We start from the raw sequence: 25,093 nt of genomic DNA, 5'->3' as shown, positions 1-25,093 counted from the left end.
TTTTTTTCAGTGGATGAGAGTTTTTTTGGGTTGTGAATCAATCAAGCATAATGTGCCGATAGCATAACCACTATTTGTTTGGAGGGGAGTGCCTGCATAAAACCGAATATTAGGTGCTGCAGTGACTAAAGGGTTGTCTTTAAATCGTGGATCTAAGAGGGTGTCTTGAACTTCAAATACATCGGATTGTAAAATAGTGTGGCCGCAGAAAGAAATTTCTCGGGATGTTTCACACACAGAAAGGCCTTGTTTGGATTTAAACCACTGGCGATCTTCATCCACTAAGCTAATTAACGCAATGGGCACGTTAAAAAACTGCTGAGCAATGTTTGTTATGCGGTCAAAGCGCTCTTCATCAGGTGTGTCAAGAATGTTGAGCTTTTTTAGAGCCTCAAGACGTTGAGTTTCATTGCTGGGTTGTTTGGGAGCATCCATCCATGAGTCCTATTCAGCATACCTATGAATTAACTGTAACTCGATAGTATTATTTTGTACATATATTTCCCCCTCACTTTTAAGATGTTTGAAATAAAATAAAGTCTTCAAATTAGGTTGATTAGTGTTTTATTTGTGTTGCCCTAGTTAGTCAAAAACTTTTTTGATATCGGTAAATTTTTCGGTAATGGCATGGACATTACGATAGCCCATTTCATGTAGTCTGGCTGCGGCTAAAGATGCACGGCCACCACCTGCGCAATGGATAAGAATCAGAGTATCAGGGTCGGTGCAATGGTTTTGTACTTTCATTTCTAATAGGCCGCGAGGAATGTTGATGGCCTGTTCAAGCTTTGATTCGGTGGTCTCATGTGGTTCTCGAACATCCAAAATAATCAGGTTATTTGACTGCCCGGCAAGTTCTTTAGCTGCAACGGCATCAAGGCAATTGCATATTTTTTGGGCTTCTTTAATAAAATCACTGGCGGGTTTGATCATGAGATTATCCTTTTGAGTAGAAGTTTAATAATAAATTTTTGACACAAAAAAAGCAGCCGGGAAGGGCTGCTTTTTAATGTTACTTAAACATAAATTCTTAGTGTCCAGCGCTTGCGTCAGGGAGTTGAATGGTAATCCATTTCCACTCCGTTAGTGCATCAACGTCGACCTCGATTCCTTCTCTGCCAAAGCCACTGTCGCCTGTACCGCCAAAAGGTACGTGAGGTTCGTCATACAAAGTAGGGGCATTGATATGAACCATGCCAGAGTCAATGTTCTCGGCAAAATCTAAGGCCTTATTTAAGTCGTTAGTAATAATAGCCGAGCTGAGTCCATAGGGCGTATCATTTGCCATCTCGAGAGCGGCCTCATAATTTTTAACCGAATAGACCGAGGTTACAGGACCAAAAGTTTCTTCGTAGCAAACATCCATCTCTTCTGTGATTCCGGTTAGGATCGTTGGCTCACATTTATTACCCTGCCAGTTACCGCCGGTTTCGATGGTAGCACCTTTTTCTACTGCATTGTCTATATGGCGGCGTACACGGTCACGCTGGCGTTGAGAGATAATAGGGCCAAGGATGGTGGACATTTCACGTAAGTCGCCCATAGACAGTTGGCTTGCCGCTTGTTTATAGGCTGCGATGAATTGATCATAAATACCTTCTTCAACAATGATTCTGCTGGAGGCCATACAGGCTTGGCCTTGGTATAAGAACATACCAAAAATAGCCGTTTTGACTGCTAATCCAAGGTCAGCATCTGCCAAGATAACGAGTGGGCTTTTTCCGCCAAGCTCAAGCACGGCGTGTTTCATTTGTTTACCGCAAATTTCACCAATATGTTTACCTACTCGGCTAGAACCAGTAAACATCACTGTTTTAACCAGTGGGTGGCTGTTTAAGGTATCACCTACGTCAACACCAAAGCCAGAGACAACATTAACAGAACCCGCAGGGAAGCCGGCTTCATGCAGTAGTTGAGCAAAACGGAAAGACAGTGTTGGTGCTTCTTCTGAGGACAGTAGTACAACGGTGTTGCCCGTTGCCAAAGGTGAGGCGACTAACTTTGCTGCTTTAATCAACGGTACGTTAAACGGTGTGATGGCAGCAACAACGCCTAAAGGTTTACGTACGCTCATGCTGAGCCGGCCCGGTGTGTCAGATGGCATGGTTTGCCCGGTAACACGGCGAGCAACGCCTGCAGCAGCACGTAAATGAGTAATAGCATAGGCAATTTCAAAATTGGCTTTGTTTATTGGTGAGCCGATTTCGTCAATTAGAATGTCCGTAAACTCAGCACGATCTCTTTCCATTAAATCAGCTGCTTTACATAGCATTGCTTCGATATCTTTTGCTAATGTTTTGCTATAAGTTTGAAAGCAATGATGTGCTGCTTCTACTGCTTTGTTAATGTCTGCATCATTTGACTCAGCGGCTTGGCAGTAGAGTGAATCGTCTAACGGGTTTAGAACGTCAAAATATTTTCCACTGTCAGGTTGGGTGTGCTCACCGTTTATCCATAGTTCATGTTTGGTAGTCATGTTTGTCCTTTAATATTTAAAGTCTTTAAGTTAATGTTTTAATTGGAAAAGCTTGGTATTAGTGGGCTTGATCGTAGCCAGGCATTTGAATCGTAATCCATTTCCATTGTGTTAACGCATCAATATCAACATCAACACCTTCACGACCGAAGCCACTGTCGCCAATACCGCCAAAAGGTACATGTGGTTCATCGTAAACACTTGGCGCATTGATATGTATCATGCCTGTTTCTACTTCATGTGCTAACGATAGCGCTTTGTTAAGGTCGTTGGTGTGAATAGCACCGCTGAGCCCATAATGTGTATCATTTGCGAGTGCTAATGCCTCTTCGGCATTGTCAACAGAGTAAATGGAGGTCACCGGGCCAAACGTTTCTTGGCGACAGACAATCATGTCCTCGGTGACATTGGTAAGAATAGTCGGCTGACAACGGTTGCCTTCCCACTCACCACCAGTAATAAGAGTGGCTCCTTTTGATACGGCATCTTCAATATGTGTGCGTACTCGGTTGCGTTGGCGTGGTGAAATAATGGGCCCCAAGATGGTCGACATCTCATGTAAGTCTCCCATTGATAATTGCTTGGCCGCAGCGCTATACATTTCAACAAATTGATCGTACACAGCTGCTTCTACAATAATACGGCTGGATGCAATGCAAGCTTGGCCTTGATAAAAGAACATACCGATAATGGCATTTTGTACCGCTAATCCAAGGTCGGCATCAGCTAAAACAATATAGGGGCTTTTACCACCGAGTTCTAGAACACAGGGTTTCATGTTACGGCCACAAATTTCGCTGATGTGTTTACCGACTACACTGGAACCGGTGAACATAACGGCTTTTACTAGAGGGTGGTCGGTCAAAAAGTCACCAACATCCACACCGAAACCAGATACGACATTTAAGCTGCCGGCAGGAAAGCCTGCTTCTTCTATCAGTTTGGCAAAACGGAAAGAGACCGCAGGTGCTTCTTCGGAGGTTAATAATACAACAGTATTACCAGTCGCTAACGGCGAGGCGACTAATTTTGCAGCTTTTAATAAGGGAACATTAAACGGAGTAATAGCAGCAACAACGCCCAATGGCTTACGCACACTCATGCTTAAACGGCCCGGTGTGTCAGACGGCATGGTTTGACCTGTGATACGACGTGCGCTACCGGCAGCAGCGCGGAGTTGGCCAATTGTTTGAGTGACTTCAAATTGTGCTTTGTTGATTGGAGAGCCGACTTCATCAATTAGGATTTCAAGGAATTCTTCACGGTCTCTTTCGAGCAGGTCAGCGGCTTTTGTAAGCATTGCTTCACGGTCTTTAGCTAAGCATTTTCGATAGCTGGAGAAGCAAGCATGAGCAGCATCTACTGCTTTGTTGATATCTGTTTGATTAGACTCGGCGGCTTTGCAATAAAGGCTGTCATCTAGCGGGTTAAGGACATCAAAATATTTTCCAGAAGCTGGTTTTGTGTGCTCTCCATTAATCCAAAGGTCATAGGTTTTAATCATAATAAGTATCTACTGTTAGTAAGGTTTGAAGAATAAGTTAATTAAAATAACTCGGCGTATTGTTACAACTCAATTATGCTGAGTCGTGCATTAAATAAAATGCTTAGTGACACGACTCAGCAATAATAATATGGAGTAGTTTTAACCAAAAACAGACTGCGGATCGAGTGCTTTTTTAACACGGTTTTTAAGTGTTTTGAGTCCATCTAGACTGACGGCATCAACGGCTTCTTGCATGTCCGCATCCACTAGGCAAGTAGGGTATCCTTGAGCTGAAAAGTCGTCAATAAGCTGCTTAGTGAGTTGACGTGCTTGTGCTAGTTTTTCAGCATCACCTGTAGGGTAGAGCACTTGAAGCTGCGTCATCATGGTACGCCATGTCAGCGCAAACTGACCGATGATGTTAAGCTCCGCTGGGTTGCTAACGCTTTCTAGCAGCGTTTGCATCTTAACTGCATCGTCACCATCAATTGGGCTAGCAAAGTGTACATTGATGGATGAGTAGCCTGATAAGTTTGGATTAATTGTATTGAATTTTCCATCCATCTTCATTTCACGCTGAGCCCAGATAGGGTTATTGGCTGTTTCCTCAGGCATTAAAAATTTAGCCCCTTCAATTTGGCTGAAGGCGCCATTAATAGCTTGCCATAAGAAATCAACGTTGGCTGGCATGTTATACAAAGCACCGTACATGTTCCAAGAACCCAATTGGTGTTTTGTCGCCGCTTCATCGTTGTTGCCAATGTCTTCCAGCGCTTCAGTAGAGAATTGCAAGGCGTCAGACTTTGCGGAAGCGACAGTTACCGTATTTGGAACCAGCATATTAATTTTCATGTCGCGCATAATCTCAACGGCTTGATTCATGGCTGCTTCGTTTGGCAGTTGAATGGCAAACGGTCTATAAGCTGGTGCCTTGGGCATTAGCCAGATACCTACTTTGGTAATAATGCCTAAGCTTGATTGGGTAAAGGTGCCGTCAATATAGGGACCAAAACCATATTTAAATAATTGCCACGAGTCGCTGTTTGGCATCGCCCCCATACCTGTACGTATTAAACGACCATTCGCAAGCATCACTTCCATACCACATTGCATCATGAGGTGGTCACCATACGGCGTGTAGCCATAACTTCTATTGCTGATCCCACCTGAAACCGATTGAGTTGAGTTTTTATCAAAATCAACGATAAAAGGAATGTTATTGGTTTCTAAGTATTCATTGAGTTGAGCATAGCTAACGCCAGGCTCGATCAGTGCATAAGCAGCTTGAGTGTTAACTTCGATAATACTATTAAGCTTTTTAAGATCAATAACTACGATGGCACCTTTTGCGGGAATAGGCGCGGTGTTTATTTCTCCAGGGCTTAATAGATTGAACAAGGAATAGCTTTCATCTGTGGAAGAGACCAGTAGATTTTTTAATTCATCTAGATTGCTAGGCGTTACCACGGCGATGACTTCACGCTCAGCATTATTGATGCGGTCTGTTAGAAATTGATATTCTGTAGGTTGATCTGAAGCGCTAATGACGTTGTCAGCACCTAATAAGCCGTTAAGGTTTTCTATAATATTTTTCATGCTGATAAACCTATTTATATTGAGCCGGAGGCATAATTATTGGATATGGTTTTTCAGGATCAACCCTGAAAAATGCTTCCCGTTCCTCGTAATCTATGGAAGTAGCAGGCTCACTATCTCGCCATGTAAACTCACAGGCGCTACAATGAAAGATTGTCCAAACGAGTTCACCTTGAGCATTGAGACCTTTATGCTCAACTCGGATTTTTTCTTCGGCGGCTTGGCAGCGTGGGCATAAACTCATGATTGACCTCCATTTTGTAATGATTGAATAACCTTAGCTAATTCATCAATATTTGCCCCCGATGGTGGGGTAACAATTTTTGAGTCGGAACCCAATTTATCGGGTGGCATAAAGCTTGTTGCATCAATAATTAAGCGATGACCTTTGCCCGCAACTTCTGCTGCCGGATCAATCGGAATCAATGGCATATTGGGGATAACAATCGTGTCATCAGCCCGGGTACGTGTTGATAAGGCCCACATCACTTCGTTTAGGTCGAAAGGGTCAACATCATCATCAACCATGATTAAGTTTTTAAGGTACATGGTGCCATGTGGCGTGCCAAGTGCTCGCATGGCCACTGATTTTGCGAAGCCAGCAAACCGATTCTTAACCGATATTACGCCGGTAAGGCCATGCTGATACAAGGCGTTAACAGCAACAACTTCAGGAAAGTCTTTTTTAAGTTGTGCGTAGATTGGTGCTGATGTGTTTAGGCCAATTAAGGTGTCGTGCTCTGTCCAGCCGCGACCAATGTAAATATTTTCAAAAATAGGGTCGTTGCGGTGTGAAATAGCCGTTACTTTAAAGCGAGGTATTTTTCTAACGCCACTATAACTGCCAGGGAACTCACCAAAAGGTCCTTCAAAGCTACGTACACCATTCATTAGTTCTGCTTCGATAACCATTTCTGAATCAGCCAAAATATCCATGCCGTTGCCTGATTTTGTTAGTCGTAGCGGACTACCCATCATTTGAGATGCATAAGCAAACTCAGACTCTTCATAACCAACAGGTGTTGCTGCAAACATACACATAGCTGGGTGGTTGCCGAGCATGACGGATATTTTTAATGGTACATTTTCTTGTTCAGCAGCGACAATGTGACGACCCATATCATGTGCAGGAACTGACAGCAGGGTAAACTCACCCGGTGCTTGCACTTGAATACGGTAAATCCCGACGTTTTGTTTACCAAAGTTTTCGGGGTCTCGTGGGTCACGGCTGACAACGTTGGCTTTACCTATATAAAAGCCACCGTCATATTCATTAATACGATAAAGCGGTAATAAATCATAAAGGTTGAAGTTGTCAGTCAGGCGATTTTCGTTGACTGGAGCAGCTTCTGGTTCAATAAAATCGAGTAGTGGTTTATCGTCACCCCAACGAGAAATAATGTCGTAAAACAATTCTTTTATAGTGGTGCCTTTAGGGTGCCCCAACAATAGTGCTAGATTGGTGAAACTACCATGTACGCCTAGGACGAGTTTTTTGCCTGGGTAGCCAGCGATATTATTAAATATAACAGCTGGGCCATTCATTGAATCACGACCAGCAGCAACAGCTATATTGCGAATATCTGGTTCAGGCATGACTTCATCAGTCCAAGTAATACATTGGCCATTTTCTTCTAAAAATTCTAGAAAATCACGTAAGCTGCCAATACGTTCGCCAACAGCTTTGGCTTCAGCGGATAACGGTTTTTTGTCGGTACTCATTATTTGCTTTCCTTATTTGCGTGTGCTTTAGCACTGTCAACGATATATGCTGCTAAGTTATCTAGTTCCTTATCATTAATGTCTGTTGGGCGGAAAGGAGGCATCTCTAGCAGCCCGTCTCTAACAATATATTTAATATAGTCAGGAACTAAGTCTGTACGTTCTCTAATAACGGCTAGATCCTTGCCACGAACTAGAGCAAGTTGTTTGGTGGCCGCATACGCATTACCAGAATCGTGACAACCAGCGCAGTGTAGGTCAAAAATTACCTTTCCTGAGCGGTTGCTAGGCTCATAGTTTGAAGTAGGCTCTGCCACAGTTTCAGGAATTACGGCAGTTTCTTTTTGAGTGCTTGGTTCTGGGTTTGTTGCAGAATCTGTTGTTTGTTGATCGCAAGCAGTCAAAAACAGAAGACTTGTAATAATTAAAAAATATTTACTCATGACTCACCCCTTAAATTTTTTGGCCAAATCCCCTGTTTTCCTGGAGAAAGGATTCCATTTGGGTCTAATTCATCTTTTAGGGCGTGATGGGTGTCCCAAAGTGCGTTGTCGTTCCATGAAAATGTGCCAGCGATTTGGTCCATAAAGGATAAGTGAGTACGGTATTCGCCGTATCCTAAGGCGGCTGCCTCATCAACTAAAATGGCGAATAGATCGTGAGCGCGCTTTTTCTCTTCTGGGCTCATGCGGTTAAACATCAGCATAAAGATATGGTGTTGATCTCGCCAGCCAATTAAGAATTCGCCAATGTAGTCAAAGCCGTATTCGTGTGCACGTTTTTCAATCATCTTGTATTGATTCATAGATGATTTGCCATCAGCGGCTGAAATAGGCGAAAAGTTAATATGACCACCGCCACCAACCCAATTCAGTAGGCTGAACTCAGTCATATTAGGAACACCTTTCATTAGTTTGACTCGGTAATCCCAACCGGGGTCACCTTTTCTGGTGTCGTCATAATGAAATTTTGCGCCTGGAATACTACCAAATGTATCTCTGATAACATCCATATTGTTTTTCATCATCGGGCCTGGGCCGTATACAGCACCGTAGTAATTCCAGATACCCAAATCGAGGTCCTTAGCCATTTTTTTACGATGACTGTCTGGCATTGGGCCTTTGCCCGTATAGTATTGACTACGGCTAACAGACATGGCTGCTTCCCATAGTAAATCAACAGTCATTGGTGCATTATGAATGACTTGATTAACCCGAAGTGGTAACGAGAGGTCGGTTACTGTTTCAAGGTCATGCTCATTTTCCAGAGTAATCATAAAAGGTGTATAGCCCGGAGGTTCTGGCATTAACCAGATGCCCATACGGGTAATGACACCAAAGTTTGATTGGGTGAATAATCCATCAATCGCAGCGCCTTGACCGTACTTGTAGAGGCCGCCTGTTTTACTGTTTGCAGTAGTATCCATGCCGGTTTCAACGACAGTACCATCAGCAAGCACGACTTGCATACCACATTGCATTAATAGATGATCGCCATAAGGTGTGTAGCCAGCGCCGTGCTCAGAGGTGTTACCGACAATTCCGCCCCAGGCGGGTGCGGCACAATCAATCCAAAGCTTTGAGCCTCTTTCTTGAAGGTAGTTATATAAGTCATAATAGCTCACACCAGGCTCAACGATTGCGTAACCATGTTTCTCGTTAACCTCAAGAATTCTATTCATGAGCTTTAAATCCAGAACAATATAGCCGGGCTTACGAGGAGCGGGGCCACCGTAGGCAAAGTTTTTACCGGTGGAAATTGTCCAAACAGGTATTTTGTAATTATTAACGATGGCAAGAATTTTTTGGATTTGCTCAACATTATGAGGTGCAACAGCAGCGGATGGAGCAAAGTCAGCATCATTGGTGGTGTTATAAGGGTCGCGATAGCTGCGAAGTTCTTTTATGTCATCCAAGTAAACATATTCTTTGCCGACGACTTTTTCGATCTCGGCAATCGCCGCATTAAGCTGGCCTAAAGTGATGCCTTGTGGGAGTGGTTTAGTCATGGTTGTTCCAATTGTTATTTGTTTTTATTTGGGCTTAAAGACCAAGAGACTAAGAAGTCATGTTGATCGGTATTGGCTAGGCTGATCTGTGTTTTTTGCGTCACGAGCTGGGCATTTCCTCTCGGTAAAACTCGCATATGATTTGCAAGCCATTGCGGCCATTGTTCTTTTGCGTTTTTTAGTGATGAGGTAATCAGTTCAGCAGAGTCTTTCGAACTAGAGACTTCGTGCGTCAACATGTTTCCGGAATAATGATGTGTGGCTGAATATTGGGTGTAAAAACCAAAGTCCTTTGCGATTTGTTCAAGGGCAAAAAAATCGGAATCTCTGGTTAAGCCTGAAATTTGGCCCATAGGGGACTCTTTGCAAAACTCTCTGAGCAGGTCAAAGTGTTGGCCAATATCTAAATCGATATTAGACTTGCGCTCGGCAACATTGGAGATAAAATGTTTTGAGTGAGCTGAGTGCTCATCTGCAAAGACCAGTAATGGGATTTCTTCAGAGCCGGTTAAAACCTGTTGAAGCGCTTGAGATGGCCTGGCTAATAAGGCGACATTAGTGGCCAGTGCGGATTTAATAAAAGTGCGTCTGCTTAACATAAGCTCCTCTTCGAGTGTAATTATTTAAAGGTGGATGATTATTATTTTGAAAGACCTTGCCACCGGGCTACATAATCTACATTAGAAATGTCTAATGTGTCTAGTATTCTTCCAACTGAATGATTAACTATGTCGTCGATAGACTTTGGCTGAATATAAAAGGCCGGTACGGGCGGTGCAATGACGGCGCCCATCTCGGAGAGGGTCGTCATGTTTCTTAAGTGAACAAGGTTTAAGGGCGTTTCACGAACCATTAAAATAAGTTTTCGGCGTTCTTTTAGTATCACGTCTGCAGCTCTAGAGACTAGGTTATCAGCTATACCATTGGCAATGGAGCCGAGTGTTTTCATAGAGCATGGCGCAATAACCATACCGTCGGTGATAAATGAGCCGCTTGAAATTGATGCGCCAATATCTTTTGGGTGATGCGTTACGTCGGCCAGCGACATAAGCTCTTGTTTATCCATATTTAATTCATATTGAGCAGTTAGTGCACCCGCATTGGAAAGAATTAAATGTGTTTCAACGTCATCGACAGTTTGCAGAATTTCAAGTAAACGGGTACCGTAAATAGACCCGGTAGCCCCAGTTATAGCGATAATTATTTTTCTCATGGAATCTTTTTGTTGTTAGATTAAATGACTCTATCGCCTAACAAAAGCAGCGTCAATATTAAGTGAGAATAAAATGAGCCAAAAACCTCTTCCGTTAGATATTCAAAAAAAAATTGTTATTGATTTTCTTAAACAGTGTAATGATTACAGTGAATTGATGCTTAACAAGTATCAACAGCAACTGTCAGATCAAAATTTAAAGGATTCCGCCAGTCAAAAAATCCATGACTGGAATACCTATAAAGATTTTAATGAGTACGCTATTAATGAACTTGATGGTGATGAATTAGATGACTGGTTTAAATAACCCCTGGGTTAAATGACTTCATGGGCTCTATGCTAAGCTGTCGGTCCAACTTTATTCTTAACCCGTTTTGACTATGGTACATGTAAAGGATGATAGATTAATGCCAAGTGATGATTTGAAGGACCGCATACGGTTTTCCTTTGAGTCAGGGCATATTTGGTTAGGCGAACAACGCATGTTGTTGATGCATAGTGCAGCATCTGGGTCTATGCGTAAGGAGTTAGTGGAAACTCTGGGTGTCGAACATGCTAAAGGCATTATGATGCGTACTGGGTTTCAAGCAGGTGTGGCAGACGCAAGGCTAGCAAAAAAGTTACGACCAGAGGCATCTGAGCTAGACCAATTTATGGTAGGCCCCGAACTTCATCAGTTAGAAGGTTTGGTAAGCGTTAAAGTCAACCAAATTGAAATTGATGTGCTGAAAAAACGATTTTATATGGAGCTTGTCTGGAAAGACTCCTATGAAAGTGAGGCACATAAAAAAGCATATGGCATTGCCACAGACCCTGTTTGTTGGATGGAGGTTGGTTATGCCAGTGGTTATAGTTCGGAGTTTACTGGGCAATCTATTTTATTTGTTGAGCAAGCTTGCAATGGGTGTGGTGCTGATGATTGTGTAGTGATTGGAAAGCCAGTTGACGAGTGGGAAAATTCAGAAGAGTGGACGAAATATTATGAGTCAGAAAGTATTGTCGATAAAATTCTTAATCTACGTGATGAGGTGGTCAATTTAAGATCTTCAATAAAAAATATTAATAATGAACAGCAAGACATCGTTGGCGAGTCTAAATCATTTCATAGTGCCCTTGCTTTATTACAAAAAGCAACACAAGGGCCTGTTACGGTTCTCTTGTTAGGTGAAACAGGGGTTGGAAAGGAGTTGTTTGCTCGTTCACTTCATCGAAAGAGCGCTAGGAGCGAAAAAAATTTCATCGCTATAAATTGTGCGGCGATTCCAGAAGATTTATTAGAATCTGAATTATTTGGTGTTGAGAAGGGGGCTTACACAGGAGCACATGAGTCGCGCAAAGGCCGTTTTGAACGTGCAGATGGTGGAACGTTATTCCTAGATGAAATAGGAGATCTAACTTATTCAGCGCAGGCAAAACTTCTGCGAGTATTACAAGAAGGTGAGTTAGAGCGAATTGGTGGCACCAAAGTTATTTCTGTCGACGTACGTGTTGTGGCGGCTACACATACTAATCTAATGGACAAGGTTGAAGCAGGTGATTTTAGGCGTGATTTGTTTTACCGCTTAAATGTCTACCCTATCGTTATCCCACCTCTTAGGGAGCGGCGTGGTGATATTGCTATGTTGGTTGAGAATTTTGTTGACCAATATAAAGTGAAATACGAAAAAGATATCAAAGGCGTTACAGAACACGCATTGCTTCAACTGGAACGATACGAATGGCCAGGTAATATCCGTGAGCTTGAAAACGTAATTGAGCGTGGGGTTTTACTCTGTGAAAATGGTGGATTTATTGAACTAGAACACCTCTTTGCAATGATCGGTGTTGATGAGAAATCTGATGGAATAATCAATGAAAATGGTAAGTTGAAAACATTAAAAAAGGGAGAACATAATCAGTTTGTTGAGATGTTTTTTGACGCTAAAAACAACTTATTTGACATTGAAGAGGCGATCTTAAAAGAAGCGGTTAAAAGATCTAATGGTAACTTATCAGGTGCTGCTAGGCAGTTAGGTATGTCTCGGCCACAGCTGGCATATAGGCTTGGAAAAATAGAAGAAGGTAATCAATAGTTGTACCTAGTGTCGTTTCAAAATTTCAGTTTGTTGTTCACGGTACTGTTGGGGGCTCATACCAAACCATCGTTTAAAGCTACGTCTAAAGTTTGCAGGATCAGTGTAGCCAAAAATAACAGACAAAGTGTCTATAGCTATAACGCTTCTCCGTAAATAGCCGCTGGCCTGAAATGCGTAAACTTCATCTTTTATTTTTTGGAAAGAGGTTTGTTGGTCTTTAAGCCGCCTGATGAGAGTGCGAGGTGTAAGGCCAAAATGTATGGCGGTATACTCAAGTGTTGGAGAGCAACTTAAATTTGCAGATATATAGTCGTATATTTCGGTGCTGATATTTATATCGCGCCGCAGCTGGTGATGGGCTTCTTGGCACTGTTCCAGCGCAATTTGGTACATGTGTTTATCGGCATTAGGGTTTGCTGTGTTCTTCATAGCAATGGGAAGGCGAATTTCGAGGTGGCCAGAATTAAAATGAACGGGACAATGAAAATATTGTCCATAGCTATCAGCGTAACTTGGTTTGAAGCTATTCATGTATAAGTTAGCCTCAGTCATGGGTCTACCAAGAATAAACTCAATAATATGCTGTAATAACATGAGCATGGCCTCAATAAAAATAAGGTGGGCGGCTTTTAGGCTATCTGTCAGCGTTAAGCGAATGATGTAATCTTCACCATGGGTGAGCGTTGTATATAAAATAAAAGGTGTTCGAATTTGGCTGTACCGCTGAAAAATATTGATGGCATCCGATAACGTAGGACTATTGATGGCTGCCCAGCCAACAGGGCCGTGAGTTGAAGGGTGTAGGAACGAACCCAGTAATAGACCAATAGCTGGATTGTTACTTAGTTTCCTTGTATTAAGGATAACCTTAATAAATTGATCTAATGTGACATAACCATCTTTTTGTATGGAATGACAGGACAATTTAGTGCCTTCAAAGATTTGCTCAGGGGTAATACCCTTGTTTGACAATTCTCGAATAGCTATTTGTATGTAGCTAACGGGGAGTATAATTGACTGAGCCATAAGTTCCTCTATGAAAGCAAGGGTTACCAAGCGTTGTCGTGTAATTGTCACAAAATGACATGCTGGTGTCAAATAAAGACACTTATAAAGTTTTGTAACTTTTGTTAGTATGATCAGTCTAAGAAGTATAAGTTAATTTGAAGGAGACATTATGAGTACACAAGACACATCTGCAAGTGATGCATATTTTGAATCACTTAGAAAAGCACCCACACTAGCAATTCCTACTGTATTGTTATTTATAGGCATTATGGCTGGCTTGGGACTAGTTTGGTACTACGCGTTAGAGGGATCTCTACCCATGTGGCAAGGAGCCATTATCAACGGTCTTTTAACGTATGGCTTATTTAGTGTGATTCATGATGCATCACATCACTCCCTATCGAGTATTAAACCTGTCAATGAAACAATAGGTGCGATTGGGTTATTTTTCTTATTTCCATATGCACCCATGGTGGCCTTAAGATGGGTGCACAATCAACATCATATCTATACCAATGGGCCAAAAGATCCCGACCTTTTCGAGCACGAATCTCCCTGGTGGCAGGTGCCGTTTAGATGGTCATTTTTTGATGCGTGGTATATTTACTATTTCTTAAAACATGGGGGTAAAGTAATTCAACGCCATATGGTACAGTTGATTACTTATTATTCATCATTGGCGCTACTATTTGTTGCTGCGTTGTATTTTGGATTTGGTTACGAGTTGTTTATGTTGTGGTTTATCCCTTCGCGTATTACCTTGCTATTGATCGCGATTGTATTTGTTATATTGCCTCATTACCCTGCAACGGTTAGTCAAACAGAAGACAAATACATGGCGACAACCATGCGTATGGGGTGGGAATGGTTGTTGACACCCTTATTGGTTTATCAAAACTATCATTTAATCCATCATTTGTGGCCAGAAATACCATTTTATAAAATGCATAAAGCATGGTACATAAAATATGATGAGTTAAATACACAAAACTTAAGTAAGCAAACAGCATTTGGTTTAGTGCCTGAAAATATTGAATCTCATAAAAACTTTGATCATTCAAAGTATGAGCCTCAAGTGTAGAGTTAGACGTTAATTATAAAAAAGCCCCTTTTGAAGGGGCTTTTTTTATGTGTGTTTAAGTGTGCTTAGTTAAGGTTTAATAAGCATTTTAAGTGCATGGTCTGATTTTTCATAAAACGTGCTGAACGCCTGATCGATATGGTCGAGTGTATAGGTGTGAGAAAAATATTCAGATGGGTTAATGACACCTCGTTCCATTAAACGTATGCCTTCCCACATGTAAGGTTGCACATTAGCAAAACCATTCATGTGCAGGCTTATATCTCGTAAAAACACATCAGCCAATACTAAATTAAACTCTTGATCGCAGAAAACTCCAATAGCCGCAATGGTCCCGCCTGGTCGAATGATATCCAGGCACATTTGAAGTGTTTCCGGGTAACCGACTACCTCAATAACCTTATCAAACCCCCGGCTATTTGTTAGAGATAGAGCTTCATCTTTCCAGCCTTGTTTTGTTGAATTGATAGTTGTTGCGCCTTTTTTTGCAGCTATGGCAAGGCGATAATCGAGTTGATCAATACAAACAACTTGCCCAGCAGATTTGCCCAAGGCAATATCCATAGTTAATAGCCCCGTTGGGCCACAACCAATAATAGCAACGTTCTCCCCGGGCTGAATATCGGCCAGTTTGTTGGCAATAATGGCAGAAGGTAGGTTGCATGACAATGTGAGTGCGGAGGCATCATCAATAGCATCGGGTACTTTTATAACATGCCCTTCAGCATGCGGTAAAATAAGAGCCTCAGTATGCGTGCCGTTTAAGTCGCCAAATGGAATACCAAAACCATAAACCGCTTTTTCGGTGGTTTCACAATGCGCTGTTTGCCCAACTTCACACATATAGCATTCGCCACATGAGCATGAGTAAGCCATGGTTACGCGATCACCAACTTTGAATTTACTAACATTACTGCCTACTTCGCTAACACGAGCTATTAATTCGTGACCTATTTGTGAATGCCCGCGTTCCATCATCGAATCAATCTCGCCGCGATACAAATGTAAGTCTGAACCGCAGATAGAGGTCGCGCTTACTTCCACTAGAATCTGATGAGGCTGATCAATTTTAGGGTCGTTTTTTTCACCACATCGAATATCTTGAGGACCGTAATAGATGGAAGTTTTCATAATATTTTCCTGTTTTTGTAAATGTAAATTTAAATATAGTGCCTCTTAAGTAGTGATATGAATCACTATTTGGTTAAATAATCGTTTAATGATTTACTAAATAATCATTTAATAAACTGCGTTCGTTTCGCTTAATCAGGTCGGTAAGGTCCGGGCATGATTAATTAATGCGGTACGGATGTAAATAGCAGAGAAAGCATTTACTGTACCAACCTGGAAGTTTTAGGTTGGCACGGCAAATGCTTTCTGAATTAGAATTATTTTTAACCGAGGATGGACATGAGGTGTAAAGTATTACTAGGAGTGTTGACCTACCTAACGATAGCTGGTTGTGAGGCACCGTTAGTGTTGGATGATGTTGAGCAAGCTAGGAAGCAAGCTATTCATAGGACAGATCGGATTCAAGCAGCAGCAAGCTTGGGTGATAAAGTTCTATTGGCAGGTATTGGCTTTATTTTAAATTCTAATGATAGGGCTAGTACTTGGAAAAGAACGCAACCAGTACAGATGCCATCTTTTATCGGTGCGGCTATCTGCCCAAATGGTCTTCAAGCGGCCGTATCTGCAGAAAAACAAGTGTGGATTTCAATTGATAATGGTGAGGCATGGCAGATTAATGACTTGAATACTGATGAAGCGCCGCAGTTTATCAGCTGTGGGCCAAATAATAAGTTATGGGTAGCGGCTAGTTTTAGTACGTTGTTCAGTAGTGAAGACGGCGGGAAAAAATGGAAGGAAAAGACGTTTGATGAAGATTTGATTTTTACTTATATAAAGTTTTTTGATCAACAAAATGGCGTTATTGTCGGCGAGTTTGGTAGTGTTTATACGACGGAAGATGGCGGTGAGACGTGGATGCTAAAAGAGCAACGCGTCCCTAATGAGTTTTTTCCATTAGCGGTTAGCTATTTAGATCGACAACACGGATGGATAGGTGGTTCGAACGGTGTGATTTTTCATACAGATGATGGTGGCAACACTTGGGAGAAAGAACAAACGGGGAGTATGGCGCCAATTTACGGATTATCAGCCAGCGCCTTGGGTGTTTATGCGGTTGGTGATTTTGGGACATTTCTAGAAAGACGTTCGGTAAATAATGAGGTTGCAAAATGGGGCCGTTCAACATTATTTGAAACACGTTCTTATTTAAGGGCACTTGCTCCTTTAGGTAATGATGGGATTGTTTTAGCTGGTGGTGCAGGTACGCTTCAAGTATTAAGGAAGGATAGTTCAGGGAAGTTAGTCGTTGTTAATAAGGGAGAGAAGTGATTATGGCTACGATTAAAAATCAACTAAAAAAAATTGATCGCGTGGTATTTGCTCATCCAAAAATTACGGCATTTATCATTCTAGCTATTAGTGCTTTTTTTGCAATGCAAGTTCCTGGGGTCAAAATGGTCTCAAACTTCGCCGATTTATTACCGCAAGGGCACGAGTATATCCAAACGCATAATAAGTTGACCGAAACATTTGGTGGTGCGAATACGGTAATTGTATCCATTAAGGTTGATAAGGGTACTATTTTCACTAATGACACATTAGCTAGAATCAAGCGATTAACAGACAAAGTAGATGCATTGCCTGCCGTCAATCATAACTTGGTTAATAGTTTAACGCACAGGAATACGCGCCGGGTGTGGCTAAATGAATATGGCTCGATGAAGTCCGCTCCATATTACGACCCACTTAAGGAGCATTACTCTGAGGAAGAGTTAAACACAATGCAAAACCAAGTGGCTTCAAATCCACGTGTTTATGGCTTGTTAGTGTCGCCTGACTTAAAGTCAGCCTTAATTAAGGGCACACTGAATGAAGGAGACTTGGATTACGAACAGGTTTTTGATGCAGTTGAAAAACTTCGTGACGAAGAGAAAGCGGAGGGTGTGACCATTTATGCCACAGGGCAGCCGGTTTTGGTTGGTTGGGTTACGTCTTATGTTAGCGAAGTTATTCAAATTTTTGGTTATACACTGGCAATTTTGTTAATTTTATTGGTTGCTTACTTTCGTAAATTTTACGGATTATTATTACCGCTGATTGGGATTGCTCTAACCACAACATGGGGGTTGGGCATGTTGTCCTTATTGGGTTATAACTTAGATCCCCTGATGCTCGTCGTACCATTTCTTGTATCGGCAAGAGCGATGTCACACGGTGTGCAAATTGTAGAGCGCTTCTATGCCGAATTAGGCGCATGTGGAAATAAACAGGAGGCGGCAAGAAATACGTTTGAAGGTTTATTTAGGCCGGGTTCTTTAGGCGTTATTTCTGATGCAATTGGTTTGTTGCTTATTTCATTAGGGTCGGTCCCTATTAACGATAAATTAGCTATTTATGCTTCATTGTGGGCGGGTAGCGTGATTGTTACGGTATTGATTTTTTTACCTGTCATGTTGGAGATTCTTCCGAAAAGAGGAGCAAAATCCACACCGCATCCATTGTTAGAAAAGCTGTTTCCAGTCGTGTCAAAAATTTCTTGTACACGCCAAGGGGCTTTATACACGCTATTTGTTTCACTGGGCTTGGTAATTGCTGGGGGCTATTTAAGTTCAAAAGTGCAAATTGGCCAATCTGAATCGGGTTCACCCTTATTGTATGAAGACCATGATTATAATATTTCGTCCAAAGCGATTAATGAAGCATTTCCGGGTTCTGAAGAAATGTTTGTTTTGGCGCATTCAACTAAGCCTCATGGTTTAAAAGACCCTAAGGCAGTAAAGGCTCTGGCTGATTTTCAAAATCATATGATGACGGATCCAAGTTTAGGTGGCACGAAAGGTTTGCCGGACTTAGTGACACAGGCTAGTCGAATTATACGTAATGATGATCCACGTTGGTTGGTCTTTCCAAAAGATGAAATGGAAATGGGTGGGTTGATGTTCGCCTATATGATGTCGAGTCCTATTCCTGGGGCATTGCTTGAGTTTATTGACCCCGATGAACAAAACGCGAATATTGTTTTTTACTATAAAGACCATAAAGGAGAGACCATTCGACGAGCTATTTATATGGCTAAAGAATGGAGCAAAAGTGCTTCGGCTCAAATTGAGGGCTTAGAGCTGCATTTGGCCGGTGGTCTTATTGGTGTAACAGCAGCTGTTAATGAGGCTTCATACCAAACTAATATAGTTGTTATTCCACTGGTATTTCTTTTGATACTTGCTTTTGTGACTGCATTTTATTGGTCTGTTCATGCAGGCTGGCTCATGTTATTGGCAATGGGGTTTGCTACAACCTTAACGTACGCTTATATGGGTATTGTTGGTTTAGGTATTAATGTGAATACGGTGCCTATTTTGGCAGCAGGTATTGGTATTGGGGTGGATTACTCAATTTACATCATGGACAGAATTAAAGAAGAGTACGGCAAAATGGGTAGTTTTGAAGCAGCAATTAAACAAGCCATTAATACTACCGGTGTGGCCATTGGTTTTACCGCATTCTCGTTAATTGCGGGGGTCATTATGTGGGTTTTATTATCGACTATGCGTTTCCAAGCAGATGCGGCAATGTTATTGATTGTTATGTTGTTACTGAATGCATTAGCGGCAATGTTCTTAGTTCCCGCGTGGGTGATGACATTTAAACCAAAATTTATTCAGGAAAAATGAAAAACTGATGCAAGAAAGTTAAGCAATTTAGGCCTTCATTTTAGGGAGGTAAAATTTGCCTGAAATCTGTTGCTAGTTTCCGGCAGAGTAGTAAGAAAGCAACATTAGATAAGCTTATGTAAATTTAAAGGATATAAAAAATAAAATAAAGGGTAGGGGGAAATGATGAATAATAAATGGAATATCAAGCCATTAGCTGTCGCTTTTGCACTCACTGGGTTGGTTGGTCTGTCGATACCACAACAAGCTGCTGCAGCAATTGATACAGGTGATGATACGCTTGAAATTAGTGGTTTTGTTGAAAATGCGACTTACTTTCGTAACAAAGTGGGTTTGTCAAAATTTCGTAATACGCTTCAGTTAGAAGGTACGAAATTACTGGGTAATTTAGGAGCATTTAGTGAGGTCAGTATTAATGGGACATTTCGTGCTACTTACGATGGTGTATATGATCTAAATTCTGATGAATATGGAGATGGAGCAGGGGGGGCGATTGCTTTGACGCCAGTTATACCAGCGACCCCAGCTGGATTTAACGTGCCGCCCGGTGGTGGTATTCCATTAGGTAACTTAACGGCTCGTGGACTAGATAACTCTGGCTTGGAAGTTCTTGGGCAAAGACGCCATACGGTTAAAGGGCATGGTGTTGAACTAGCTGTGCCTGTACGTCCGTGTGATAAGGATTCACGTGGTTGCATAGGTGGTTATATGGATGATAGTTTGAACGAGTTGCGTTATTCGGATTTTAATGACCGGTGGGATTTTATCCGTGAGCTATATGCAAATGCGACTATTGATATGGAGAGCGGCACCACATTTAACTTAAGTGTAGGTAAAAAACAAGAAGTGTGGGGCCGTACTGATTTGTTTCGAGTATTAGATATAATTAATCCGATTGATTATTCTAGAAATAATATTTACGACGAATTTGAAGATACACGAATCCCATTATGGATGGCAACGGCTGAATGGCAGTTTGGTGCGAACAATTTGTTAGATGATATGAATCTTCAATTTGTTTGGGTGTTTGATAAATTTCGTCCCAATAAGTTAGGCCAATCTGGTACCCCAAATCAAATATTGGGTGCGGGAGAGCTTTTTCGTTCATTAAACCTTTGTTGGGAAGAAGGGTGTACAACCTCCGTGTTTGCAGGTGCTGGGCCTGACGATGCTTCAATAGCAACAAACTTTGGCCCTGGGGTGTTGGGGATCCGCGAAGCTCATATGCCAGAATGGTCACTTGCAAATTCACAGTTGGGTGTCAAATTTGAGGGTGTTTATAAGGATGTAGGTTTCTCATTGAATGCTTTTTATACGCGCTCACAACTGCCTTCTTTAAGGGCTGGGATTCCTTCGGATAACCCATTTACGGGGTCTGTATTAACGGGCGGAACGTATGGTGACAATATTGAATCTCAATACTATAGTCACTTGATTTCATTTGATATTCATTTCCCACGTGTATTCTTAGTGGGTGGGTCATTGGACTACTATTCAGAAGCGTTAGATACAGCGATCAGAGTCGAGGGAGCGTGGACTAAAGGTGAAGAATTTGCCGACTCAACGCAAGAACGATTGTTTTCTGAGTCTGAGGTAGCACGTTGGGTTATTGGTGCGGATCGCAACTTCTTTATTCGCTCAATCAATAAGAATAAAGCGTTCTTATTGTCTTTCCAAACATTTGGGCAACATATTCTTCAGCATAATCGCGTACAACGTGCATTTGGTGAGGCGGGTATGCCTGATAGAGAAAATAACTACATTTCAACGTTATTGCTACAAGGTTGGTGGAAGCAAGATCGTTTAAGTTTTAAGGTCATTCAAGCTTATGACTGGGGTGCGGAAGCTTATGTGGTTTCACCTTCTATGGATTGGTTGATTGATGATAATTGGCGCTTCCAGTTGGGTGCAAACATTAAGTTTGATAGAGGCCCAGCTGAGTGGGCTGACTGCACTAAATGTAACCCATTTGACCCATTTACTGCTAGCACTGCGCCAATTCATGCAGGTGGCGCATCAGGTGAAGCTGGTTTAGGAGGTATCGAGCCACTAGGTCGTTTTATTGATGGGCCAATTGGTACAGCACGAAATGAAGACGAAATTCAAATGACCATTCGTTATCGCTTCTAGGAGTGTTGACAAGGGCGCTAAGTTGGGCGCCCTTGTTTATTCCTAAATACATAGATTAAAAGTTTTAAGGAGATTTAAAAAAATGAAAAAAATTACAAAAACGTTACTTGGAGCTGCTTTATTAAGTATTGCTGCAAGCGCGTCAGCCGTTACTGATGCAGACATTGAGAACACGTTTCACCCTTATAAAAATGGTTTTCCATCTGTGGATGGGGTTAACCCAGGCGATGTGATTACTAAAGACAACGTGGATCAATATGCCAGTGTATTAGATGAGGGCATGATTAAACATATTAAGGATGGTTGGGTAGAAATTACGGTTGGTGAGCCATTAGATTTTGTGCTAAACCAAGGTTATATAGACGCGACTAAAGCAGGTGCTAAAAATGTATCATTGGGCGAAAAAGTTGGGCAAATAGAAGGTTATGTTGCTGGACGTGCATTTCCACAGGAGCCTAGTTTAGATGATCCGCGTGCAGGTGAAAAATTAGCATGGAACTACCAGTATGGTTATAACTGGGGTGATGGTGCAGCTATTTCTCCGTTCTATTGGAAATACCGTAATATGAATACGGGAAAAATAGAACGGACCATGAAATTCAATTTTTATTTCTTAAATTTCGCTCACCGTGTGAATCATGAACCTTTGCCAGAAATCACGCCCAATCCAAGCAAACTATTTCGTGCTATTTACTTAAATGTAGAAGAACCGTTTGATGTTAAAAATACACAATTATTGATCCACCGTTCACAGAACGATTTGAAGCGTGATAATACGTGGTTATACCTTGGGTTCCAACGCCGTGTTCGTCGCTTAGCAACAGGTCAAACAACTGACTCCTTCTTAGGTGCTGATATAATGATTGAAGACTTTGAGGGTTACAATGGTCGTATTTCTGATATGAAATGGACTTACAAAGGCACTAAAACGATGTTATTGCCAATGTATGATTCTTCAAAACAGCAACGTACGGATGAGTTTAAAGAGTCTGATGGCTATACCTATACGACGTACCATGGGCAAGGCAATTGTTTTCCTAACGTAACGTATTCTTTAAGGGATGTGTATGTTGTTGAATCGCAACCTGTAGACCCAAATCATCCGGTAGGCAAACGCATACACTATATGGATAAGCAAACCTTCACGCTACCGCGTACAGTGGTTCATGACCGCCAAGGAAAGTACTGGAAATCTTGGATGATTGGTCAGGCGCACCCTGATAGTCATTTGCCTATCAATAAAGGAACAGGTGTTTCAATTGATGATGCGTTTGGCATGATGGATGTGCAAGCCATGCATTGTACAACTGGCCAATTTAAAGGTATTGTTGATCCGAAACTGGTTAAGAAAAAACAATTTAGTGTTCAGTATATGCGCTCATTTGGTAAGTGATTTTTATTTTAAGATTATTTGAGCAAAGACCAGCTTTTAAGCTGGTCTTTTTTTGAAGAAGGATATAAAAAAACCAGGGTTTTGGTGAGGAATATAAACGCCAAGGCTAAAGGCTTTAAAAATGATTAAAGGGTAATATTTGGAAATTTATCAAGGAAGTGATGTAAGTCATGGCTGGAAAAGTTTATATTGATATAGTCCACTTACTCATGCAATATAGTTAGTTGAGAATAACATTAATGATGCAGCCGAGTTAACAGGCTGAGAAAAGGAGAATAATAGAATGGGTAAACAAAATAATATCGATTTTGCAAGCTATCTAATGGACGATAAAGAGAAAGGTATTTATCGAGCAGATAGAAAGATTTTCACAGATCCAGAGCTTTATGAATTAGAAATGAAGAGTATCTTTGAAAAAAACTGGATGTATTTATGCCATGAAAGCCAGATAAAAGAAAACGGTGACTTCTTTACGACTTATATGGGGCGTCAACCGGTCATCATTACTCGGGATAGAAAGGGTGAAATTCACGGCTTTATTAATGCTTGTACTCACCGAGGCGCACAACTGGTAAATACGGCTGGTGGTAATAAAAGAGCCTTCACATGCCCTTTCCATATGTGGTCTTTTAATTTGGACGGTACCTTAATGGATTGCGGTGAAAGTAAAGGTAATGTGGGTTACAGCGATGATTTCAGTAAAGACGATCTAGGTCTTCAGAAAATTGGAAATATTGAAAGCTACCGTGGTTTTGTGTTTGGTGTGTTAGACGATAATGCCTGTACATTGGCAGAATATTTACGTGATGCTAAGCAGATGATTGATCTATTAGTTGACCAGTCAGAAGAAGGCTTAGAAATTTTACCGGGCGCAACAACTTATACTTATGACGGTAACTGGAAATTACAAGCTGAGAATGGCGTGGACGGTTACCATCTTGAAGCTATTCATGGTAACTATGTAATGACCATTGCGAACCGTGCAAAGTTAAAAGGGGATGCTGATAAAGTAAAGCCTGTCGCAGTGGGTGATTTAGCAGGTGGAACGACAGAAATGCCAGCAGGGTATTTCGCCTATGGGAACGGTCATGTAACGCTATTTGGAGAATTGCCTAACCCTCAAGACAGGCCACTTCATGTCGGGGGTAGAATGTCTGAGATTATTGAGAAGTTCGGTAAAGATAGGGGCAGCTTTATGGGCAGTTATTTGCGTAATACATGTCTCTATCCAAATGTCTTTATTATGGATCAGATGAGTACCCAAATCCGTCACTTCCGCCCAATTTCAGTGGATAAAACAGAAGTAACGACTTACTGTATTGCACCTATTGGTGAGAGCGATGTGGCGCGTGAGCGTCGTATTCGTCAGTACGAAGATTTCTTTAACGCGACAGGTATGGCAACGCCTGATGACTTAACGGCTTTTAAGAATAGCCAATTAGGTTTTATGGGTGAAAAAGCTAAGTGGAGCGATATGTCGCGTGGTGCTAAAAATGTTGTTGAGGGTGCCAGTGACTTTGCTAAAAAGGTTGGCGTTAATCCAGACGAGTGTGGCATTAACCTTGAAGATGAAGGCTTAATGATTGCGCAGCACAGACAATGGGCCGAAATGATGACAAAAGCACAAGCGGAGGAGAAATAAAATGGATGCTTCTACAAAAGAACAAGCAATCGATGTCATTATCAATGAAGCGGCTGCTCTAGATCATAGACAGTGGGATGAATGGATTAACTTATACACAGAAGATGCAACCTACTGGATGCCAGCATGGATCGATGAGCATAATTTAACGAATGATCCAGCACGTGAAATTTCACTGATCTATTACAGTGATCGTTCAGGTCTTGAGGATAGAATTTTTAGAATTCGTACGGAATTATCTTTTGCGACAACGCCTTTACCAAGAACGTGTCACATTAATACAAATTTTAGAGTGTCAGAAAATGATGCTGGTGAAATTGTTGTTCATTCTTCATGGGTTACGCATTGTTATAGCTTAAAAACATCGAGAGAGGCTTTTGGTGTTCAAGAGCATCGTTTACGCAAAACAGACGATGGTCTGAAAATTTGTTATAGAAAAATTACTTTGCATAATGACATGGTTGATACGGTATTGGACGTATATAATCTGTAGGGCTGAAGGAAGTAAAAATACCGGACAA

The 25,093-nt window shown here is 41.6% G+C and carries 22 protein-coding genes; 9 read left to right on the top strand and 13 right to left on the bottom strand.

The window, feature by feature from the left end:
* Window positions 1–6: 6 nt before the first annotated feature.
* The 11 genes from CYCME_RS13205 to CYCME_RS10360 all read right to left on the bottom strand — a co-directional run bounded on the left by CYCME_RS13205 (window position 7) and on the right by CYCME_RS10360 (window position 10,501).
* Window positions 7–435 (bottom strand): GAF domain-containing protein, encoded by a 429-nt coding sequence (locus CYCME_RS13205; RefSeq protein WP_020932986.1) that lies wholly within the window; start codon window positions 433–435, stop codon window positions 7–9.
* Window positions 436–582: 147 nt separating this feature from the next.
* Window positions 583–933, bottom strand: coding sequence for a rhodanese-like domain-containing protein (locus CYCME_RS10405; protein ID WP_016389842.1), 351 nt, complete (start codon window positions 931–933; stop codon window positions 583–585).
* A 97-nt stretch (window positions 934–1,030) separates the two neighbouring features.
* On the bottom strand, window positions 1,031–2,476 hold the full coding sequence (locus tag CYCME_RS10400; protein ID WP_020932985.1) for an aldehyde dehydrogenase family protein: 1,446 nt from the start codon (window positions 2,474–2,476) through the stop codon (window positions 1,031–1,033).
* A gap of 58 nt (window positions 2,477–2,534) precedes the next feature.
* Complete coding sequence (locus CYCME_RS10395; protein WP_015005300.1) at window positions 2,535–3,980, bottom strand: aldehyde dehydrogenase family protein; 1,446 nt, start codon at window positions 3,978–3,980, stop codon at window positions 2,535–2,537.
* Window positions 3,981–4,121: 141 nt separating this feature from the next.
* Window positions 4,122–5,558, bottom strand: coding sequence for an FAD-binding oxidoreductase (locus CYCME_RS10390; RefSeq protein ID WP_020932984.1), 1,437 nt, complete (start codon window positions 5,556–5,558; stop codon window positions 4,122–4,124).
* A gap of 10 nt (window positions 5,559–5,568) precedes the next feature.
* On the bottom strand, window positions 5,569–5,802 hold the full coding sequence (locus tag CYCME_RS10385) for a non-oxidative hydroxyarylic acid decarboxylases subunit D (protein WP_015005302.1): 234 nt from the start codon (window positions 5,800–5,802) through the stop codon (window positions 5,569–5,571).
* Window positions 5,799–7,280 (bottom strand): non-oxidative hydroxyarylic acid decarboxylases subunit C, encoded by a 1,482-nt coding sequence (locus tag CYCME_RS10380; protein ID WP_016389838.1) that lies wholly within the window; start codon window positions 7,278–7,280, stop codon window positions 5,799–5,801. The genes CYCME_RS10385 and CYCME_RS10380 overlap by 4 nt, the downstream gene beginning before the upstream one ends.
* A complete protein-coding gene (locus tag CYCME_RS10375; RefSeq protein ID WP_020161842.1) occupies window positions 7,280–7,723 on the bottom strand; it encodes a c-type cytochrome in 444 nt (147 codons plus the stop codon). Before CYCME_RS10375 ends, CYCME_RS10380 begins: the two co-directional genes overlap by 1 nt.
* Window positions 7,720–9,288 carry an FAD-binding oxidoreductase gene (locus CYCME_RS10370; RefSeq protein ID WP_020932983.1) on the bottom strand — a complete coding sequence of 523 codons (1,569 nt, stop codon included), beginning with the start codon at window positions 9,286–9,288 and terminating at the stop codon, window positions 7,720–7,722. The genes CYCME_RS10375 and CYCME_RS10370 overlap by 4 nt, the downstream gene beginning before the upstream one ends.
* A gap of 14 nt (window positions 9,289–9,302) precedes the next feature.
* On the bottom strand, window positions 9,303–9,887 hold the full coding sequence (locus CYCME_RS10365; RefSeq protein WP_020932982.1) for a hypothetical protein: 585 nt from the start codon (window positions 9,885–9,887) through the stop codon (window positions 9,303–9,305).
* 41 nt (window positions 9,888–9,928) lie between these two features.
* Window positions 9,929–10,501 (bottom strand): UbiX family flavin prenyltransferase, encoded by a 573-nt coding sequence (locus tag CYCME_RS10360; RefSeq protein ID WP_020932981.1) that lies wholly within the window; start codon window positions 10,499–10,501, stop codon window positions 9,929–9,931.
* Window positions 10,502–10,574: 73 nt separating this feature from the next.
* Between CYCME_RS10360 and CYCME_RS10355 the strand changes: the two genes are divergently transcribed.
* Together CYCME_RS10355 and CYCME_RS10350 are read left to right on the top strand one after the other, a co-directional pair.
* The gene (locus CYCME_RS10355) at window positions 10,575–10,808 is read left to right on the top strand and encodes a hypothetical protein (protein WP_020932980.1); all 234 of its coding nucleotides are present in this window, start codon (window positions 10,575–10,577) and stop codon (window positions 10,806–10,808) included.
* Window positions 10,809–10,908: 100 nt separating this feature from the next.
* A complete protein-coding gene (locus tag CYCME_RS10350; protein WP_223253185.1) occupies window positions 10,909–12,573 on the top strand; it encodes a sigma-54-dependent Fis family transcriptional regulator in 1,665 nt (554 codons plus the stop codon).
* Between the two features lie 6 nt (window positions 12,574–12,579).
* Here the strand turns inward: CYCME_RS10350 and CYCME_RS10345 are convergent, their stop codons facing one another.
* Entirely contained in the window at window positions 12,580–13,602 is a 1,023-nt protein-coding gene (locus CYCME_RS10345; protein WP_020932978.1) for an AraC family transcriptional regulator, read from the bottom strand.
* Window positions 13,603–13,753: 151 nt separating this feature from the next.
* Between CYCME_RS10345 and CYCME_RS10340 the strand changes: the two genes are divergently transcribed.
* Entirely contained in the window at window positions 13,754–14,665 is a 912-nt protein-coding gene (locus CYCME_RS10340; protein WP_020932977.1) for a fatty acid desaturase, read from the top strand.
* 69 nt (window positions 14,666–14,734) lie between these two features.
* Here the strand turns inward: CYCME_RS10340 and CYCME_RS10335 are convergent, their stop codons facing one another.
* The gene (locus CYCME_RS10335; RefSeq protein ID WP_020932976.1) at window positions 14,735–15,796 is read right to left on the bottom strand and encodes an alcohol dehydrogenase; all 1,062 of its coding nucleotides are present in this window, start codon (window positions 15,794–15,796) and stop codon (window positions 14,735–14,737) included.
* 279 nt (window positions 15,797–16,075) lie between these two features.
* Between CYCME_RS10335 and CYCME_RS10330 the strand changes: the two genes are divergently transcribed.
* The 6 genes from CYCME_RS10330 (at window position 16,076) to CYCME_RS10305 (ending at window position 25,065) form a co-directional block, all read left to right on the top strand.
* Window positions 16,076–17,065 carry a WD40/YVTN/BNR-like repeat-containing protein gene (locus CYCME_RS10330; RefSeq protein WP_041932964.1) on the top strand — a complete coding sequence of 330 codons (990 nt, stop codon included), beginning with the start codon at window positions 16,076–16,078 and terminating at the stop codon, window positions 17,063–17,065.
* 2 nt (window positions 17,066–17,067) lie between these two features.
* Window positions 17,068–19,407, top strand: a complete 2,340-nt coding sequence (locus CYCME_RS10325) for an efflux RND transporter permease subunit (protein WP_020932974.1) — start codon at window positions 17,068–17,070, stop codon at window positions 19,405–19,407.
* A gap of 162 nt (window positions 19,408–19,569) precedes the next feature.
* A complete protein-coding gene (locus tag CYCME_RS10320) occupies window positions 19,570–21,537 on the top strand; it encodes a DUF1302 family protein (protein WP_041932963.1) in 1,968 nt (655 codons plus the stop codon).
* A gap of 82 nt (window positions 21,538–21,619) precedes the next feature.
* Window positions 21,620–22,930: a DUF1329 domain-containing protein gene (locus CYCME_RS10315; protein ID WP_020932972.1), complete on the top strand. Its 1,311-nt coding sequence runs from the start codon at window positions 21,620–21,622 to the stop codon at window positions 22,928–22,930.
* Between the two features lie 283 nt (window positions 22,931–23,213).
* Window positions 23,214–24,572: an aromatic ring-hydroxylating oxygenase subunit alpha gene (locus CYCME_RS10310; RefSeq protein ID WP_020932971.1), complete on the top strand. Its 1,359-nt coding sequence runs from the start codon at window positions 23,214–23,216 to the stop codon at window positions 24,570–24,572.
* A 1-nt stretch (window position 24,573) separates the two neighbouring features.
* The gene (locus tag CYCME_RS10305) at window positions 24,574–25,065 is read left to right on the top strand and encodes an aromatic-ring-hydroxylating dioxygenase subunit beta (protein WP_020932970.1); all 492 of its coding nucleotides are present in this window, start codon (window positions 24,574–24,576) and stop codon (window positions 25,063–25,065) included.
* Window positions 25,066–25,093: the final 28 nt, after the last annotated feature.

This window comes from Cycloclasticus zancles 78-ME, from assembly GCF_000442595.1.
In the GTDB taxonomy this organism is placed as follows: domain Bacteria; phylum Pseudomonadota; class Gammaproteobacteria; order Methylococcales; family Cycloclasticaceae; genus Cycloclasticus; species Cycloclasticus pugetii.
Note: the sequence above shows the minus strand (reverse complement) of the source record. Positions and strands in the feature narration are given on the sequence as shown.

Excerpts from the sequence above, each read along its gene's own strand:
- CYCME_RS13205 (WP_020932986.1), bottom strand. The coding sequence starts at position 435 with ATGGATGCTCCCAAACAACCCAGCAATGAAACTCAACGTCTTGAGGCT.
- CYCME_RS10405 (WP_016389842.1), bottom strand. The coding sequence starts at position 933 with ATGATCAAACCCGCCAGTGATTTTATTAAAGAAGCCCAAAAAATATGC.
- CYCME_RS10400 (WP_020932985.1), bottom strand. The coding sequence starts at position 2,476 with ATGACTACCAAACATGAACTATGGATAAACGGTGAGCACACCCAACCT.
- CYCME_RS10395 (WP_015005300.1), bottom strand. The coding sequence starts at position 3,980 with ATGATTAAAACCTATGACCTTTGGATTAATGGAGAGCACACAAAACCA.
- CYCME_RS10390 (WP_020932984.1), bottom strand. The coding sequence starts at position 5,558 with ATGAAAAATATTATAGAAAACCTTAACGGCTTATTAGGTGCTGACAAC.
- CYCME_RS10385 (WP_015005302.1), bottom strand. The coding sequence starts at position 5,802 with ATGAGTTTATGCCCACGCTGCCAAGCCGCCGAAGAAAAAATCCGAGTT.
- CYCME_RS10380 (WP_016389838.1), bottom strand. The coding sequence starts at position 7,280 with ATGAGTACCGACAAAAAACCGTTATCCGCTGAAGCCAAAGCTGTTGGC.
- CYCME_RS10375 (WP_020161842.1), bottom strand. The coding sequence starts at position 7,723 with ATGAGTAAATATTTTTTAATTATTACAAGTCTTCTGTTTTTGACTGCT.
- CYCME_RS10370 (WP_020932983.1), bottom strand. The coding sequence starts at position 9,288 with ATGACTAAACCACTCCCACAAGGCATCACTTTAGGCCAGCTTAATGCG.
- CYCME_RS10365 (WP_020932982.1), bottom strand. The coding sequence starts at position 9,887 with ATGTTAAGCAGACGCACTTTTATTAAATCCGCACTGGCCACTAATGTC.
- CYCME_RS10360 (WP_020932981.1), bottom strand. The coding sequence starts at position 10,501 with ATGAGAAAAATAATTATCGCTATAACTGGGGCTACCGGGTCTATTTAC.
- CYCME_RS10355 (WP_020932980.1), top strand. The coding sequence starts at position 10,575 with ATGAGCCAAAAACCTCTTCCGTTAGATATTCAAAAAAAAATTGTTATT.
- CYCME_RS10350 (WP_223253185.1), top strand. The coding sequence starts at position 10,909 with ATGCCAAGTGATGATTTGAAGGACCGCATACGGTTTTCCTTTGAGTCA.
- CYCME_RS10345 (WP_020932978.1), bottom strand. The coding sequence starts at position 13,602 with ATGGCTCAGTCAATTATACTCCCCGTTAGCTACATACAAATAGCTATT.
- CYCME_RS10340 (WP_020932977.1), top strand. The coding sequence starts at position 13,754 with ATGAGTACACAAGACACATCTGCAAGTGATGCATATTTTGAATCACTT.
- CYCME_RS10335 (WP_020932976.1), bottom strand. The coding sequence starts at position 15,796 with ATGAAAACTTCCATCTATTACGGTCCTCAAGATATTCGATGTGGTGAA.
- CYCME_RS10330 (WP_041932964.1), top strand. The coding sequence starts at position 16,076 with ATGAGGTGTAAAGTATTACTAGGAGTGTTGACCTACCTAACGATAGCT.
- CYCME_RS10325 (WP_020932974.1), top strand. The coding sequence starts at position 17,068 with ATGGCTACGATTAAAAATCAACTAAAAAAAATTGATCGCGTGGTATTT.
- CYCME_RS10320 (WP_041932963.1), top strand. The coding sequence starts at position 19,570 with ATGATGAATAATAAATGGAATATCAAGCCATTAGCTGTCGCTTTTGCA.
- CYCME_RS10315 (WP_020932972.1), top strand. The coding sequence starts at position 21,620 with ATGAAAAAAATTACAAAAACGTTACTTGGAGCTGCTTTATTAAGTATT.
- CYCME_RS10310 (WP_020932971.1), top strand. The coding sequence starts at position 23,214 with ATGGGTAAACAAAATAATATCGATTTTGCAAGCTATCTAATGGACGAT.
- CYCME_RS10305 (WP_020932970.1), top strand. The coding sequence starts at position 24,574 with ATGGATGCTTCTACAAAAGAACAAGCAATCGATGTCATTATCAATGAA.